Source organism: Nostoc sp. (assembly GCF_036917575.1).
Taxonomy (GTDB): domain Bacteria; phylum Cyanobacteriota; class Cyanobacteriia; order Cyanobacteriales; family Nostocaceae; genus Nostoc.
The window spans coordinates 22,483-39,310 of record NZ_JBALDC010000011.1 but is presented as its reverse complement, the minus strand read 5'-3'; the positions used below and the strand labels follow the sequence as shown (position 1 = coordinate 39,310).

16 protein-coding genes and 2 pseudogenes are annotated in these 16,828 nt (G+C 40.9%); 8 read left to right on the top strand and 10 right to left on the bottom strand.

What is annotated here, in order from left to right:
- Positions 1–97: 97 nt before the first annotated feature.
- On the bottom strand, positions 98–544 hold the full coding sequence (locus V7K79_RS02820) for a TOBE domain-containing protein (RefSeq protein ID WP_335044514.1): 447 nt from the start codon (positions 542–544) through the stop codon (positions 98–100).
- Between the two features lie 372 nt (positions 545–916).
- Here V7K79_RS02820 and V7K79_RS02815 point away from each other — a divergent pair.
- Positions 917–1,390, top strand: a pseudogene (locus V7K79_RS02815) (hypothetical protein); the annotation flags it as partial.
- A gap of 27 nt (positions 1,391–1,417) precedes the next feature.
- On the opposite strand, the pseudogene V7K79_RS02810 reads toward V7K79_RS02815, so the two are convergent.
- Positions 1,418–1,684 (bottom strand): annotated as a pseudogene (locus tag V7K79_RS02810) (WecB/TagA/CpsF family glycosyltransferase); the annotation flags it as partial.
- Between the two features lie 362 nt (positions 1,685–2,046).
- Here V7K79_RS02810 and V7K79_RS02805 point away from each other — a divergent pair.
- Positions 2,047–2,223 (top strand): hypothetical protein, encoded by a 177-nt coding sequence (locus V7K79_RS02805; RefSeq protein WP_335044512.1) that lies wholly within the window; start codon positions 2,047–2,049, stop codon positions 2,221–2,223.
- A gap of 117 nt (positions 2,224–2,340) precedes the next feature.
- Here V7K79_RS02805 and V7K79_RS02800 read toward each other — a convergent pair whose 3' ends face one another.
- A complete protein-coding gene (locus tag V7K79_RS02800; RefSeq protein WP_335044509.1) occupies positions 2,341–2,916 on the bottom strand; it encodes an acireductone dioxygenase in 576 nt (191 codons plus the stop codon).
- A gap of 248 nt (positions 2,917–3,164) precedes the next feature.
- Between V7K79_RS02800 and V7K79_RS02795 the strand changes: the two genes are divergently transcribed.
- Together V7K79_RS02795 and V7K79_RS02790 are read left to right on the top strand one after the other, a co-directional pair.
- On the top strand, positions 3,165–4,610 hold the full coding sequence (locus V7K79_RS02795) for a deoxyribodipyrimidine photo-lyase, 8-HDF type (RefSeq protein WP_335044507.1): 1,446 nt from the start codon (positions 3,165–3,167) through the stop codon (positions 4,608–4,610).
- Between the two features lie 102 nt (positions 4,611–4,712).
- Positions 4,713–6,842, top strand: coding sequence for a bluetail domain-containing putative surface protein (locus tag V7K79_RS02790; RefSeq protein WP_335044505.1), 2,130 nt, complete (start codon positions 4,713–4,715; stop codon positions 6,840–6,842).
- A 65-nt stretch (positions 6,843–6,907) separates the two neighbouring features.
- Here V7K79_RS02790 and V7K79_RS02785 read toward each other — a convergent pair whose 3' ends face one another.
- The 4 genes from V7K79_RS02785 to V7K79_RS02770 all read right to left on the bottom strand — a co-directional run bounded on the left by V7K79_RS02785 (position 6,908) and on the right by V7K79_RS02770 (position 11,313).
- Positions 6,908–7,885 carry a hypothetical protein gene (locus tag V7K79_RS02785; RefSeq protein WP_335044503.1) on the bottom strand — a complete coding sequence of 326 codons (978 nt, stop codon included), beginning with the start codon at positions 7,883–7,885 and terminating at the stop codon, positions 6,908–6,910.
- 624 nt (positions 7,886–8,509) lie between these two features.
- Positions 8,510–9,304 (bottom strand): hypothetical protein, encoded by a 795-nt coding sequence (locus V7K79_RS02780; protein ID WP_335044502.1) that lies wholly within the window; start codon positions 9,302–9,304, stop codon positions 8,510–8,512.
- A 726-nt stretch (positions 9,305–10,030) separates the two neighbouring features.
- Positions 10,031–10,429: a TIGR02588 family protein gene (locus V7K79_RS02775; protein ID WP_335044500.1), complete on the bottom strand. Its 399-nt coding sequence runs from the start codon at positions 10,427–10,429 to the stop codon at positions 10,031–10,033.
- Positions 10,426–11,313, bottom strand: a complete 888-nt coding sequence (locus V7K79_RS02770; protein WP_335044498.1) for a TIGR02587 family membrane protein — start codon at positions 11,311–11,313, stop codon at positions 10,426–10,428. Before V7K79_RS02770 ends, V7K79_RS02775 begins: the two co-directional genes overlap by 4 nt.
- 388 nt (positions 11,314–11,701) lie before the next feature.
- Between V7K79_RS02770 and V7K79_RS02765 the strand changes: the two genes are divergently transcribed.
- The 4 genes from V7K79_RS02765 to V7K79_RS02750 all read left to right on the top strand — a co-directional run bounded on the left by V7K79_RS02765 (position 11,702) and on the right by V7K79_RS02750 (position 15,332).
- Positions 11,702–11,884 (top strand): CsbD family protein, encoded by a 183-nt coding sequence (locus V7K79_RS02765; RefSeq protein ID WP_335044496.1) that lies wholly within the window; start codon positions 11,702–11,704, stop codon positions 11,882–11,884.
- 413 nt (positions 11,885–12,297) lie between these two features.
- On the top strand, positions 12,298–13,980 hold the full coding sequence (locus V7K79_RS02760; RefSeq protein ID WP_335044495.1) for a Mu transposase C-terminal domain-containing protein: 1,683 nt from the start codon (positions 12,298–12,300) through the stop codon (positions 13,978–13,980).
- Between the two features lie 3 nt (positions 13,981–13,983).
- On the top strand, positions 13,984–14,826 hold the full coding sequence (locus V7K79_RS02755; RefSeq protein WP_335044494.1) for a TniB family NTP-binding protein: 843 nt from the start codon (positions 13,984–13,986) through the stop codon (positions 14,824–14,826).
- Complete coding sequence (locus tag V7K79_RS02750) at positions 14,826–15,332, top strand: TniQ family protein (protein ID WP_335044491.1); 507 nt, start codon at positions 14,826–14,828, stop codon at positions 15,330–15,332. The genes V7K79_RS02755 and V7K79_RS02750 overlap by 1 nt, the downstream gene beginning before the upstream one ends.
- A gap of 153 nt (positions 15,333–15,485) precedes the next feature.
- Here the strand turns inward: V7K79_RS02750 and V7K79_RS02745 are convergent, their stop codons facing one another.
- From V7K79_RS02745 to V7K79_RS02735, 3 genes are all read right to left on the bottom strand, one after another.
- Positions 15,486–15,683 carry a hypothetical protein gene (locus V7K79_RS02745; protein WP_335044488.1) on the bottom strand — a complete coding sequence of 66 codons (198 nt, stop codon included), beginning with the start codon at positions 15,681–15,683 and terminating at the stop codon, positions 15,486–15,488.
- 157 nt (positions 15,684–15,840) lie between these two features.
- On the bottom strand, positions 15,841–16,146 hold the full coding sequence (locus V7K79_RS02740) for a helix-turn-helix domain-containing protein (RefSeq protein ID WP_335044486.1): 306 nt from the start codon (positions 16,144–16,146) through the stop codon (positions 15,841–15,843).
- A complete protein-coding gene (locus tag V7K79_RS02735; protein WP_335044484.1) occupies positions 16,143–16,685 on the bottom strand; it encodes a hypothetical protein in 543 nt (180 codons plus the stop codon). The genes V7K79_RS02740 and V7K79_RS02735 overlap by 4 nt, the downstream gene beginning before the upstream one ends.
- Between the last annotated feature and the right edge of the window lie 143 nt (positions 16,686–16,828).

Below are 16,828 nucleotides of genomic sequence, written 5' to 3'. Positions count from 1 at the left end.
TTACATAAGCGATGCATTAACTATATACTCAATTTTTCAAAATCTTAGTAAAGAAAGCTTATTCTCTTAATATCTAACACCCAAAATCAATGTATTTCTATTCTCTAGCAATGACAATATCGTTAGATTTAATAACTGCATAAGCTTCTTTTCCCTCAGATAATTCTAACTCTTCTGCGGAAGCTCTGGTGATAATCGAAGTTAATTCTACTTTGTGAATAATCTCCAGAGTCACCTCACTATTAACTGCTCCATAAATAACTCGTTTAACTACACCTTTAAGAATATTGCGAGAGCTAACTTTTAGTGGTTTCTTTTGAATACTACTTTCTATATCAGGCTTTTGAGCATAGTTAATATCTTCCTGTTGTTCCTGCTGAGTTGCTGGTGATATTGATGTTGAAGAATGCTGAGTGAGACTACGCACAAGTTCTCGCAGAATCTCAGTCTTGGTGCGTTGAGACTGTTCGCAAAACTCCTCTAAAATTTTCCGCTCGTCCTCTGAAGTTTGAAATGTAACCCATCCTTGTTCTTTTCTTGGCATAATAATATTATCAATTTTGGTTATCTTGGTAAAATTCTACCAATTATCAATTCGTTACGTCGTTTTAGTAATAACATTTTTTCTCAGGATTTTCGACATTTTTATTGCAAATTAATCAATTAATCTCATATAGTAAACTATATATATATTTATTTTTTTATAGACGCGAAATATTTTGTTACCTGAAATTGTCTAAATCATCACTCAAATAATACCAACTAAAATGGTATAACATTGGTCTATGGTATTTGTTGGGATAGCTACACTAACGCAAGGATAATCTAACAGAAAATTTCACTGGCGTAGGCGTAGCCCGTCGCAGACATCGCGTGAGTACCGTAGGATTATTTAACGTGAGTTCACAGCTGGGGGATGAAACACCTAAAATCACGTTCTCAAGACCTGCGGAGTTTATTTGAGAACAATATCACCATTGAATACGTGGCAAAACCCCTAAAAGCTATGCCAGCTGATACGGAAGCGAAAGAAGTGCTGCATTGGATGCAAGCACAAAATTTTGATGTTATCGGCATTGAGACGGGAGATATTATTAGCGGTTATTTAGAACGCTCTAGTTTGATCCCAGACAAAAAAGGTAAATGTAGCGACTATCAACGGGTGTTTCATCCCAAAGAACTAATTGCCATTTCCACCCCACTCATAAAGTTGCTACCCATTTTGCAACAAACTCCGCGATTGTTTGTCTTAGATTGCAATCAGGTAAGTGGTATTGTTACCTGTGGTGATTTGCAGAAAGCACCTGTACGAATGCTACTGTTTGGCTTAGTAACGCTGCTAGAAATGAATTTGCTGCGGCTGGTGCGGATTTACTATCCCCAAGATTCTTGACAAAAAGTCCTTAAACCTGAGCGCTTAAGTGATACTAGGCAATTGGCTAGCGTATTGGTTAATCCAAATTTCCTGTAGGGGTACGCCCATCGCCACTAACAGCAGGTGAGGGCAGGCTATCCGAATAGCCTCTAATACTTGCTGCATTTGGGTTTCAGGCAAATAACCGTGCTGAGTTCCGGCAATTATCAACCCAGAATATGCTTTCTTGAGGTTAGCTGCCGCTTCTTCAGCTACACCCGCCTTACCACCTAGAAAATAGACTGATAAACCTTTTGCCGCCCCTTCTTCGCATAGAGCCGGAACTCAATCAGTGCCATTGAGATTATGGTTTTGTTCAAAAATAAAATAGGAGTCCTTATAGAGTAAATTCAGGGGGACTATCAGCAAACTTGCTCAAGCAGTTAGATTCTTGGGAATTAGCAATCTCTAGGGCACGTTTATACGCCCCAAAAATAGTTAATCAATGGGAAACACTAGCTAGTAGTCTGCCAACCCAAAGATGCGCTTTTTCGGGCTGGGGAAAGGGGAAAGGGAAAAGGGTAAGGGATTTAAAACCTTTCCCCCTGCCCCTTATCTCCAGAGGGGGCCCCACCTTCCCCCTTACCCTTTACCCCGCCAAGTCACGAAAGCGAACTACTAGAGCTTACCAGTTGCGGTACTTAGCCCGTAGAGCAGTCAGCTTGCAAGATGGTGCAATGGCTGTGAAGTTAGTGAATCAAGCATTAGCAACCAACTGGCATATTCTCTCTAAAGAACCACGCCGTACACTTTTGACCCTGGCAGCTGCCTATTTCCTTCGGCTTTTGCCCCAGTCCCTTTACAGTTGAATCGAGACTGTTGCTTTAAAGACTACAGGATATACTCAAAGACAGCGCATTTCACAAGGCTTAGGGGGGAGCAACGCGATTTCGTGAGGTCGCTCAAAGGACGTGCATAAATGAACTTTAACGCGGCTTTGAGATCAAATCACTCACTTGAGTCCCTGTATAATTGGGAACCCAAGCATCTGCATTGGTGCAACCCACCGCAGACATCGTAAAATAGCGTACTCCTTTGAAATTCAACGATGCAGTTGGGCTGCACCAATGCTCAACGCCAGAAGGGATGTAGAGATAGTCTTGTGCTTGAACTAAAAGCTGTACCTGACTGCCATCAAGTCGCACGAAACCATAAATCATTTCTCCTGACAACACATAGAGGGGTTCAGCTGCAAGATGAGTATGGTAACGACCGTAGGTTGCGATTAGGTGGTGAAGATTGAATGAACCTGGATGCAGATTTAGTAAGTCACACCAGAGAGCGCCATTTTCTTGCTGAAGAAATTCAAAGACGCTGTTATGCAGTTCCACGCAATAACGTTTCTCGACCTCAGTTAAAACGTCTTGGTCTAGCAGATTAGGGAAGAGTAGCGATGTTCCTGGGTCGTAGTGTTTGAGTTGAATGCCAAGAGGCGCAAGTTCGCGAGCTATTTCGCCTAAATCGCTCCCAATCGTACCGTCGTCAAGTACTAGGTTAGCCATGACAAAAAGACTAATTAACTGTTAAGAAGAGTATACTCAATTTCACTCTAAAAAACCACTATTCCCGATTGACAAACCGGGGAATGGGGTATAGGGCATGGGGAATGGCGAGAATTATTGAACAAATTCCTTCCATTGTTTCTTCTCAATGCCCAATGCCCATTAAAAGAATAAATTTATCGCCAGAATGATGCTTATTGGTACCACTAGCATCTAAGCTAGTACGGGTGAACTATATATAGCATGGAATGTCTGACTTAATTCTGTTTTGGCATCGGCGCGATTTACGCATTTCTGACAATACGGGACTGGCTGCGGCAAAAGAGCAGAGTCCCAAGGTAGTGGGCATGTTTTGCCTCGATCCGCATATTCTAGAACGGGATGATGTTGCTCCTGCGAGAGTAACTTATATGATTGGCTGTTTGCAGAAACTCCAAGAGCGATATGCTCAAGTTGGTAGCCAGTTGTTAATACTCCACGCCGATCCTGTACAAGCAATACCAGCTTTAGCCGAAGCAATAAATGCTAAAGCTGTTTTTTGGAATTGGGATGTAGAGCCTTATTCACAAGAACGCGATCGCACTATTATAAATGCCCTTAAAGAAAAAGGTATTGAGTTTCTAAACCAAAACTGGGATCAAATCCTCAACTCCCCAGAGGAGTTACGCACAGGTAGTAACAGTCCTTACACAGTTTACACGCCCTTCTGGAAAAATTGGATTACCAAACCAAAGAGTCAACCAGTAGAAACATTGCAAAATGTTGAGGGATTAACGGAAGCTGAACAGGAAATTGCCAAAGTTGCAGGAGCGATCGCACTACCTTCAGCAAAAGATTTAGGATTTATTTGGGATGAACAATTAATTATTTCACCGGGAGAGGCGGCGGCACAAGAACGATTAGAAGAATTTACTAATAAAGCCATTACTGAATACCAAGAACAGCGCAATTTTCCCGCAGTGGACGGAACATCACAACTGAGTGCAGCTTTAAAATTTGGCGTAATTGGCATTCGCACTGTTTGGCAAGCCACTATAAAAGCACAGGAAAATAGCCGCAGTGACGAAACAGCAGTTAACATCCGCACATGGCAACAGGAATTAGCTTGGCGGGAGTTTTATCAACACGCAATGTATAACTTCCCGGAATTAGCTGATGGTGCTTTCCGCGACGCCTTTAAGAATTTTCCTTGGCAAACTAACGAAGAACACTTCCAAGCTTGGTGTGAGGGAAGAACAGGCTATCCCATTGTAGATGCAGCAATGCGTCAATTAAACGAAAGCGGCTGGATGCATAACCGTTGTCGGATGATTGTTGCCAGTTTCCTCACTAAAGACTTGCTAATTAATCCCCAATTGGGAGAAAAATATTTTATGCAGCACTTGATTGATGGTGATTTATCTGCTAATAATGGCGGTTGGCAATGGAGTGCTTCTAGCGGCATGGACCCCAAACCTGTGCGGATTTTCAACCCAGCCAGTCAAACACAAAAATTCGATCCAGAGGGGGAATATATTCGGCAATGGGTGTCAGAATTGCGGTCTGTAGATACAGAATATTTAGTTACTGGGAAAATTCCACCTTTAGAACGTCATGCTGTTGGTTATCCTGACCCAATTGTGGATCATAAAATCCAGCAACAACAGTTTAAACTGCGTTATCAACAACAAAAAAATATTAGTAGTGGTGAGTAAAATTGTAAATTTTTTAATGTTATCTGTCTTACGCATTGACAAATAAAATAATAAATGCAGTAGTAAAAAAACTGGAATCAAACAGATAAGGAACACCAATTTATGACCTCAACTACAACTTACACTTACGATGTCGATGGCAAAGTGATATCTGAGAGGACAGACAACAACAGTGATGGGATAATAGACTCAGTTATTACCTACCGCTATGACCTAACATCCACGAGCGTTGACGACAACGGCGACGGCAAAGTTGATTATGTCCGAACCTTTACTTATGATGCCAAGGGCAACGAGACATCCATTAGCGATGATACCAACGGCGACGGCAAAGTTGATTTTGTCGAAACCTCTACTTATGATGCCACGGGCAAGTTGACATCCATTAGCGATGATACCAACGGCGACGGCAAAGTTGATTTTGTCGAAACCTCTACTTATGATGCCAAGGGCAAGTTGACATCCTTTAGCATTGACAACAACGGCGACGGCAAAGTTGATTCTGTCCGAACCTTTACTTATGATGCGAATGGCAAGTTGACATCCTTTAGCGATGACAACAACGGCGACGGGAAAGTTGATTCTGTCGTAACCTATACTTATGATGCCAAGGGCAAGTTGACATCCAAAAGCTATGACTTCGACGGCGACGGGAAAGTTGATGATGTCCAAACCTCTACTTATGATGCCAAGGGCAACAAGATATCCATTAGCGATGACTACAACGGTGACGGCAAACTTGATAATGTCGAAACCTCTACTTATGATGCCAAGGGCAACCAGACATCCACGATCACTGACTACAACGGCGACGGCAAAGTTGATTCTGTCCAAACCTATACTTATGATGCCAAGGGCAACCAGACATCCACGATCACTGACAACAACGGCGACGGCAAAGTTGATTCTGTCGTAACCTCTACTTATGATGCCAAAGGCAACCAAACATCCATTAGCAATGATACCAACGGCGACGGCAAAGTTGATTCTGTCGAAACCTATACTTATGATGCCAAGGGCAACCAGACATCCTTTAGCAGTGAAAACGGCGACGGCAAACTTTATTCTGTCCGAACCTATACTTATGATGCCAAGGGCAACCAGACATCCTTTAGCCGTGACGAAAACGGCGACGGCAAAGTTGATTCTGTCGAAACCTCTACTTATGATGCCAAGGGCAACCAAACATCCACGAGCATTGACAACAACGGCGACGGCAAAGTTGATTTTGTTATAACCTCTACTTATGATGCCAAGGGCAACAAAACATCCATTAGCCGTGACACCAACAACGACGGCAGAGTTGATGATGTCCAAACCTTTACTTATGGACGGGCATCCGCTAGCTATGACTTCAACAATGATGGTGTAATTGATGCAGTTGGCATCTACAGCTACGATTTTAACGACAACCTGAAATCACAAAAAATTGACAATAATGATGATGGCATCTTTGATGAAGTCACAGCTTATAGTTACGACGCTAACGGCAAACTCTCTGCACAGGTAGTTGACAAAAATAATGATGGCATCTCTGATGAGATTACCACTTTCAACTACGATCGCAATGGCAAACTAATTTCCGCAGATATTGACAACAACAGTGATGGCATTACTGATGCAGTTGCCACTTATCTGTATGATACTAATGGTCAATTAATCAGCAAAACCACCACAGACACAAATGTGCCAAAGATTACTTTAAAAGGTGGTAACTGTGCAGATGAACTCAGTGGTGGGGCTGGTAACGATCAAATTTCCGGCAAAAACGGCAACGATAAACTCTTTGGATTAGCTGGAAATGACGAACTAGTTGGTGGTACTGGTAATGACGCCCTCAATGGTGGGGCTGGACGTGATACTCTCACAGGCGGTTGTAGCGCTGATAAATTTGTGTTCAGTAGTCTGAGTGATTCGCTGCTGTCTAGCTTTGATAAAATAACTGACTTGAACATTTCTCAAGATAAAATTGATGGGCTATATGCAGTTAGCGCTGATAATTTAGTTCAACTTGGCACTGTTGCGAGTCTAAATCTCTCAGATATACAACAGATATTGACTGCAACTGCTTTTGTAGCTCAAGGTGCGGCAACTTTTACCCTTGGTACAGGCAATAAGGGGCAGACTTTTCTGGCACTCAACGATAACACTAATGGATTCTCTGCCCTCACGGATGCTGTGATTGAGATTAGTGGTTACAAAGGCAGCTTGAATAATTTAGCAGTTGGCTAACTTCATCCTGCTGACCAAAACTAGAGTTCGTTGGTTCAGAACACAAGTCCGTAGCAATATACTACTTACGTCTTGACTGGTAAGCGAAAAATTGTCCATAAGATGAGTAGGAAGATTAAGTAAATTGCCCCAACCAGCCCAAACTCAATTAAAGGAATATAGGTTACTTCGTAAATTCTGCCCAAGCCACGTTCAGTCAGTCCATAAACAGCCAGTACACTCACTAAAAAGGCTGCGTAGATAGTACGTTTAGTCCAGATACCCACAGGTAAACCGTGAAGTTGAGTAAGCACCACAATGCCAAGAAAACCAAAGAGAAATGTTGGCCACTTGCTTTGTCTTAGCATTAACGACACAACCACACTATGTAAAAGCACCGTAATTTCCAAAGTGAATGTCCACCAACGGTTTAAATGGGTGCGGTTAAAAATTAACGACGATTGGAGCAGAAGCAAGAACATATACAGAAAACCAATTAAGTGCCCCACAGTCGCTTCCATTGGATGATACCAAAAGGTGTAGATAGCGGCGAAGGAGAAAAAGTAGCCGTGATACAGCTTGATAATTTGCAAAAACTGTTGATGGAATGGAACAGAATTGCCAAAAAACAAACCGCGTCGAGGCGTTTCTAAAATCAGTACGAAGACTAGTAAAAGTACAACCGCACCTTGAGAAGCCCAAATTGAAGTATCTTGAGCTAGAGCATCGTACCAAATATATGTCTGGAGAAAGTGTAAAGCGATGAATATACCATTAATGGCAAGCATAAGGTAATTTATCGGGTGCAACGCTGATTTGTATTTAAACTGCGATCGCTGCGCCCACAAGATACACGCACAGATGCTAAACTGATGTCCAAGGTACATACCCCAAGCCGTTGTTCGACTCCAAAAGTTTGGTTGAGGAAGCTTCCAGTAGTACCAGTTTAATCCTTGGTCAGGAAGTTTGATAATGCTTGCAGGAATGCTCCCACCAATCCAAATTGCGTAGGTGAGAAGGATGCTTACAAAGATGCCTAAAAATAATACTCGGCGACCTGTCATATTAATTCGTAATTCGTAATTCGTAATTCAGACTTAGATTTTCAAGGGACACGTTCTGTTTTTGATTCAGATGCACTTTTAGTTACTCGCAAACTAAGAGTTAAAGCTACTATCATTACCGAAGTTCCACTTAAAAAAGCAGCAGAACTCCCAAATTTCATAAAACTAACTCCTGCCCACGTTGACCCAGCGATGTGTGCCAATGTAAAGAGCTATTGATTACAATCAGTACAAGCAAAATGTTTGAATTTCGCTGTGGTTGAGCAAAATAGCATGGAATAAACCCATGATAAAAATCAAGCCAATAATACTACTACTGAAAGCAACTATAATTTCGTGCTTGCGTATGGCTTTTTGTATCTTAGTGTCTATGATATTTTCTAATTCTTTGTATAACATTGAGTTGAATTTGGTTAAAGACAATAATTATCTGCAACTTACGTTATGTGCTTACATAAGTTTGAGTATGTCCGAAATCTCTAACTTACAGCAGAATTCAGAATTAAGGAGTCAGAATTCAGAAGTAAAATAGCCTTTATGCCTAGCTTTGAGACGAATGAAGTGTACTTCATCTACTTGAAATCTGCTGTATTAAATGAAAGCTATTTCGATCCTGTGGGAATATCAAGTGTGTTGGCGCCGTTTTAAAATAGCACCTGAAACACCAAAAGCTAATATTGCTAAGGTATAAGTTGATTCGGGAACAGCAAGAATGCTTACCTGATTAATAGCCAAGCCGTATTGGGGAGCAGAACTGCTAAAAACAAGTCGTGAAATGTTTGGGGTGTCACTACGAATTCCCAAGAATACTGCTGAATTATCTAATGCTAGGGACGAAATATTGGGAACTGAGAAAGTACCCAATAGGTTATTGGCGTTATCAAAAGCGGCGATTGAATTTTCAATTTTCAATTTACTACTGTCTACAGCTATCTGAGTTCCAGCGCCAAAAACTGGCTGGGCAAAACTAATCGAAAAAGGCCCGCCGTTCCCTTGAGTTCCAGGATCGGGAGTACCAGGAGGAAGAGGGATAAAACCTGTTGGGTCTATACCTCCAAAGAGAATAAAATCACCTAGACCGAAGTTAGTCTCAATGCCAGGTGAAGGTAAAGTTTGAAAGACAAACGGTGGAGTAATTTGAGGATTCTTAGCTGGAGTTATATTTATATCTAACCCTAAACCACGTTGCGATGTTGCTAGAAAAGAGTTAGGTAAAAAAGCAGAAAATGCAGGAGCGGAGGGATTAAATACTTTACCTAAACTATCCCACTTAACTTCATCGTTGCCTCCTAAAGCAGCACGCTCAGTTACTAAAAATGTAGCTGCTTTAACTGGTAATGGAAGAACCGTTATTATCGCTGTGATTGCTAAAAAATATTTTACAGATAATTTCAACAATTGATTTATCGTAATCATCATAAGGTTTACTCCTTAATTTTTTAAACTAATATTATCAAAATTTAACAATTAAATACTTATAATAAGGTGATGCGTTGCTCTGGTCAAGAGGGTTAAACCAACTACTGTCATCACACCGACTGACATGAAATGTGTCATTACCACCATTAACAGTTAACTTATTATTCTCTTTGTTATTATCTTCTCCACTATCAATTAGGTTCTTTCCAGATTAACGGAGATATTGTCATTGCCTTCATCAGCCAAAATTTAATAGTCATGACTAGTACACACCAATAAATCATCATTATTAATACTAAGAATGATAGATATAAAATCTTCTTTGATAGTTTTGCACATCAAAATTATAAATTTCTGATGAAATATGCCTCAAAACAGTTAATCCTAATTTATATCTCTGATCAGAGAAAAATGCAATAATTTATTTACTAAAATTATTTAATTTCTTCAAGGCTTTCAAAAAGGCGATCGCTATTGTGTCGGAAATATGGGGAAGCAATAAAATATAGGACTTATATAGCAGATTTTGACTTCTCTACGAACGCGAACAGCGTGTTGAAGATAGAGGCACGTTAGTACAGAAATACCCTACCCACGCGATCGCTTTTTTGAACTCGCTCTTAACGTTCCCGCTATGAAAGCAAGTGGCGTGAGGGTTGGGGAAGGGTATACTTCTAACAAATAGATTATCCAATATTGTAAGATATTTTTTTATTTCTCATTCCTCTATGGTAATTTATAGCTACCAATACGCAGAGTTAACTGACCTTGACGCGGGTTATGGCTGAATATAAATGCGCCTTCTTCGCTTTCCCCACGAGATAAAAAGTCGATCTGTTGCTCTCCTGTTTCTGTAACTTTGCCCTTAATCAGTAACTCAGCCATAATCTGAACTGACTCAGCTGTGTCTCCTCCACTATTGACAACTTCAAAAGGAACATAAAACTGACCATTAATTTCTCGAATTGTTTCTTTTTTAGTAACAGAAAGGATCGGAGGTTGATTTTTTTCGTTCAGCCAAGTGTAGCCTACTAGACTCACAATGATTGCTAGGATAAATGAGGCGATGCTGAATGTTATCCACTCCGCTATTGAACGCTTTGGTTGTTGTTCTGTTTTAGTCATATTGCTAACCTTCCGGCTGCACCACCAATAGTTGCAGGTAAACCCAGTATCAATGTGTGATCTAACCACATTGTCCAGGGGTCGCTAAGAGTTAATTTTTGAAAGAACCACAGCATGAAAGTACCTGCTAGCAATGATACCAGGTAGGACATAATGGTTTCGCTTGATGGTCGTTGAAAAATTCCCTTTTGCTCTTTACGTTTTTGCTGGTTAGAAAAACCTGCCTGAAATACAATGCCATAAGAAATCAGCAAAGATGCGGCGATCATTGCCAACTCCCAAGGTGGAGAGGTTGCAGCTGCAAGCATGGGAATTTCATCAGTGGGAGCGATGTTAAATGCAATTATGGTTGCACCAATCAAAGTTCCACCCACATCAGTAAAGGTGGCGTATAACTCATCCCCTTTGTTCTTGGTTGTGCTATTTCCCTGATCGCTTCCTTGTCCTTTTCCATTACTGTTCTCAGTATCTCCCAACAACTGATTCGCTAATGCTACACCGAGAGCAAAGGGCACACTTTCAAAGATGATTTTACCTAAAGACTCCCTTAAGGAGGTTTCTAGTGTTAATTCTCGCAATAGTAATAGCACAAAGGTGGAACAAGCTAGTCCAATCGCGATCGCTTCAACGGTATCCATTGCAGTTTGAGCAGCTAGCCAGCTATATCTGCGTTTGCGAAAGCCTTCTATCTGATTGAGCAAGTAAACCACAATAAACATTAATGCGATCGCCATCATTATTAGTTGTGGTTTTGCCAGCGATCCAATCCACCAAACCTCCATTGTGTATAGCAAGGGTATGCCAAACAAAAAACCTCCACAAGCACCTCTAATAATGTCATTAATCTCATTCTTCCAGATATTTTTTTGACTTTTTGTTGTCACTCCTTTGTTTTCCTTTGATTTAAATTTTGCTTTAACTTATAGTTCATTTATTGGGGAAAAAGTTGTTTTTTTAATATATAGAAATTTTTTTTATCAGATTTTCATATTTTGCATTATTTGCTACACTTCTGAACCGCATCTATCTTAAGTTAATCTAATTTACCAAAATCTTCTCTCGGTTGATGGAAGTAAAAAACAATACATAACTGTTATATTATTTAATAGCTTAGGGATTTCCAAGTAATAAAATAACTTAAATATTTTATTGGTTGTGGGATGAGAGTTTTACCCATCCTGTGAAATGGCCGGGCTTTTCGACCCACTTTGCAAGTAGTAGTAACCTATTTTTACAGTTCCCTGAATCAACTACAAGCTGGAGATAAAAACCATGAGTGCCGAAAAGAGAATAGAAGCGACTGCAAAAAATATTGAAGGAAAAATTCAAGAGTTTGTGGGTGAAGTCACAGGTAATCCACAAGATAAAACTGAAGGACAAGCAAAGCAAGCTGAAGCCCAAGTCGATCACACCGTAGAAAATATTAAAGACGAACTTAAGAAGGCTTTAGAATAATTTCGCTTGTCTAGTGTAAATAGAGATTTTATCGATGATTGACTCCTAAATTTGTAACTTTAATTACTCCACTTTCTAGAAGTTAGTGGAGTTTTTTATTACGTAAAAACACTGATTTTATAATTGTCGTTTCCATTTGTCGATTGCCAAATTATTTGACCACTTGACAAAATAATGTTTTTTAAAATACTTATTTTAAAACCCTTGCATAATAAGGGTTTTGTCGTTTGAGGCTCAGTCTAGTCTAGCAGAGAATGATTGCCAAATTAGTTGTCTACTTTCAGATGTTCGACAAATTATCTGTCCTCTATCAAAAATCGCTGTTCTCCAAGCTTTTACCAAACTTGACAAAATAATTGTCCTTTATAGCAGTACAATACAACTACGTTTGTATTAGACAAATATGTTTGACTATGAAAGACGATATTTCCAATGGTGAGCAAAAGCTAGAAAAGCATGAGATTGTCACTGAACTTTCAGAAGATGATAGGCATCTACTGGATATGATTCAGCAATTACTAGAACCGTGCGATCGCATCACCTACGGAGAAAAACAAAGGGAGGTAGCAGCAAAGCTAGGCAAGTCTGTGCGGACAGTACGGCGGCTAGTAAAAAAATGGGAACAGGAGGGTTTAGCTGCACTCCAAATCACAACACGGGCTGACAAAGGCAAACATCGAATAGATTCTGATTGGCAGGACTTCATTATCAAGACATATAAGGAAAACAATAAAGATGGTAAGAGAATGTCTCCCCAACAAGTTGCGATCAGAGTTGAAGCAAAGGCTGAGGAATTAGGGCAAAAAAAATATCCTAGTTATAGGACTGTGTATCGAGTTCTACAACCGATTATTGAGGAAAAAGAGCAAAAAGCGAGTATCAGAAGTCGGGGTTGGCATGGTTCTCGATTATCGCTTAAAACCCGTGATGGAAAAGACTTATCTGTGGAATACAGTAACCATGTTTGGCAATGTGACCACACTCGTGTAGACCTATTACTAGTGGATCAGCATGGTGAACTTTTAAGTCGCCCTTGGCTGACAATGGTTATAGACACTTATTCTCGTTGTATTATCGGGATTAACTTAGGTTACGATGCACCAAGTTCTCAGGTAGTAGCCCCTGCACTGCGTCATGCAATGTTACCAAAGCACTATGGGTCAGAATATGCACTCCATTGTGATTGGGGAACCTACGGTAAGCCAGAACACTTTTATACTGATGGCGGTAAAGATTTTCGCTCCAACCATTTGCAACAGATTGGTGTGCAGTTGGGATTTGCTTGTCATTTACGCGATCGCCCCAGTGAAGGTGGCATTGTTGAGCGTCCTTTTGGCACTTTTAATACTGATTTATTTTCCACTTTGCCAGGGTACACAGGCTCAAATGTACAAAAACGTCCAGAGCAAGCTGAAAAAGAGGCTAGTCTCACTTTAAGAGAGTTAGAACGTCTGCTTGTACGCTACATCGTGGACAAGTACAACCCAAGTATCGATGCCCGTATGGGCGACCAAACTCGTTATCAACGGTGGGAAGCAGGGTTAATAGCTGCTCCTAATTTAATTTCAGAAGAAGATTTGCGTATCTGTTTGATGAGGCAAACTCGTCGCTCAATCTACAGGGGTGGATATCTGCAATTTGAAAATCTGACCTATCGTGGGGAGAACTTGGCAGGTTATGCAGGGGAAAACGTGGTACTGCGATTTGACCCCAAAGACATTACAACTGTTTTCGTTTATCGCCAAATAAGTTCTAAAGAAGAGTTTCTAGCTCGTGCCTATGCTCAAGATTTGGAGACTGAGCAATTGTCTCTGGATGAGGCTAAAGCAATGAGTCGCAGGATTCGGCAGGCTGGCAAAGAGATTAGTAATCGTTCGATTTTAGCAGAGGTACGCGATCGCGACACTTTCATAACTCAAAAGAAAACCAAAAAGGAACGCCACAAAGAAGAACAATCTGTAATGCAAAAGGCTAAACAACCTTTGCCACTTGAACCAGAAGAGGAAGTGGAAGTGGCATCTACTGAAAGTGAAGCAGAATACCAGATGCCAGAAGTATTTGATTACGAACAAATGCGTGAAGATTACGGGTTTTAGAAAATGAATTCCAAACAAGCCCAAGTAGTTGCTCAACAATTAGGTGATATCCCACAAAATAATGAAAAATTACAAGCAGAAATACAACGATTGAACCGAAAGATTTATATCCCACTGGAGCAAGTGGAGATACTGCATGAATGGCTGGAAGGAAAGCGTCAAGCACGTCAGTGCTGTCGAATTATAGGAGAGTCGCGTACAGGCAAAACTATTGCCTGTGATGCTTACAGGTTGAGAAATAGAAATAAGCCAATACAGGAGCCAGGTAAACCTCCAATAGTTCCTGTTGCTTACATCCTAGTTCCTCCAGAATGCAGTTCTAAGGATTTATTTAGACTAATTATTGAGCATCTAAAATATCAAATGACGAAGGGAACAGTAGGTGAAATTCGAGAGCGGACTCGACGGGTTCTCAAAGGTTGTAGTGTGGAGACGTTAATTATTGATGAGGCTGACCGTTTGAAGCCAAATACATTTAAAGATGTACGGGACATTGGTGAAGAATTAGAAATATCTGTTGTTCTAGTGGGAACTGACCGTTTAGACGCTGTAATAGGGCGGGATGAGCAAGTAAAGCGCCGCTTTCAGGCTTGTCATCGGTTTGGCAAGTTTTCTGGGGAAGACTTTAAGCGGACAGTAGAAATTTGGGAAAAGAAGGTTTTGCAGCTGCCAGTTGCTTCCAATCTTTCTAGCAAGACGATACTGAAGGTTTTGGGAGAGGCAACTGGGGGTTATATTGGGCTACTGGATATGATTCTGAGAGAGGCAGCAATCAGATCATTGAAGAAAGGATTACAAAAAATTGATTTGGAAACGCTGAAGAAAGTAGCAGTAGAGTACAAATAATGGAAGTGGCAGAGATTAAACCTTGGCTGTTTCGAGTGGAACCTTATCAAGGTGAAAGTCTAAGTCACTTTTTAGGACGCTTTCGACGGGCAAATGATTTAACCCCTACTGGGTTAGGTAAAGGTGCAGGACTTGGGGGTGCGATCGCACGTTGGGAAAAATTTCGATTTAATCCACCTCCTACCCCTCAACAGTTGGAAGCATTAGCTATTGTGGTAGGGGTTGATGTTGATAGGTTAAAGCAGATGTCACCACCTCTTGGTGTGGGCATGAAAATAGAGCCGATTCGGTTATGTGCGGCTTGTTATGTTGAGTCACCTTGTCACAAGATTGAATGGCAGTTGAAGATAACACAAGAGTGCGATCGCCACAAATTAAATTTGCTTTCAGAATGTCCAAACTGTGGAGCAAGATTTAAGATTCCAGCAGTGTGGGTGGATGGTTGGTGTCAGCGGTGTTTTCTGAGTTTTGCCGATATGGTAAAGTACCAAAAGTCTTATCGATGACGGAGTTTGTGCAAACATAGTAGTACTTTTCAAATGTTAGCTACAAATCATCCCCCCGTGCTTTCATGGAAAAAAGGAGCAAGGGGGGATATCGTATGTTTCAACAAACAAGAGAATTCGCTACAAATTAAATTGACTTCCAGAACGACAGAATCATGGAGTAATTTGCTCTGGTTGCTCGACTGCCGGATTAAAAATGATGGTGAAAGTTGCGCTTGGTATCAGTCGGTATAGAGCTTGTGAATGAGCTTCTGCATCACTCCGGCGGCGAAAACGAGCAACTATCTGGTTTTGCATATTAGGAAAATGACGGACTATACACCAAGGATTTAGCTTTTCAATGTAGGTCACAAAACCTCCTGATAATACCTATGATTTAGCTGGTGGATTGCAGTTGAATAATAGACAAAGGTTGCTGAAACATTCTTAAAACTAAAGCCACCCTACTGTGAGAGTGGCTGGCAAAAAAATGTCATCCTGACATTGCAATTGGTTGACTTTTCGATTCCTACTTATGCCCTGTGAGAGAACAGAGTATATTCAGACATTCTTCGGGAATTTCCTCAAAGTGTTCTAGCAGGAAGTCCATCAGAGCAAGATGGCGTAAATCACTGGGCATGGGACTGCGGTAATTGCGACCCTTGGAAAACCAACGCCGGACAGTTGAAAGTGAACGAGAGCAAATACGAGCGATCGCTTCATGATTGACATCCCACTTGGCATAAAAATTCTTGGGTGTCATTCCTAGTTGACAATGGCTGTAAAGGTCAATTAGACTTTGCTCTCGTGGTTGCAGAGAACGCGGATGAGTCATAGCATTGGCTCCGCTTCTAGTGGCTCTAAATCCTCTTCCCAAGCAATATCGGCAGATATCCAAGCAGCACTGAGGCTATCTTTGTTCAACCAAATCAGGTAGCACCAAGTCCAGCAGCAAAGATGGGGAGCAAAGCTATAAAATCTGCCGATCGCAGTTCCCCAATCAGTGTCAGAACCAATCCAACGCAATTTGTCGCCATATAAGAAGCGGGGTGTCTTTGCTGTAGTAGGAAAGTCGTCGGGTAAATCAACAGAACTAGCAGAAAATTTCTGGTTGATTATTCTTGGGAATAAATCCTGGCGATTGAGCGCGATGCCTTCGGCAAGGCTAGGAGCCAACGCACTCAAATAACTAGCAACTAATTCAGCATCAAGACTCTGAGTTAATTGGGAAATCAATAACGCTGCTAAAGTTTGTTGTTCTTGCTGTTCACAATAATTGCTGAGTTTCGCCAATAGTTCAGCAATACCGAAGTCATCTAAAGCTTGTAGATAACTTGTGTGTTCATCTGTTTTGTGGCAAACAGGTCTTAACATGGAATATGTCTCCTGTGAGAAGGAGCCAGAAGCCAGTGCGTCAGCCCTGAGAAAGTTGCGCCCTGGCTTTTGACTTATCAGTAATTATACATAAATCTTATGTGCTTATATTTAAATTTATTTGTTTTTAGTGATTTAATATA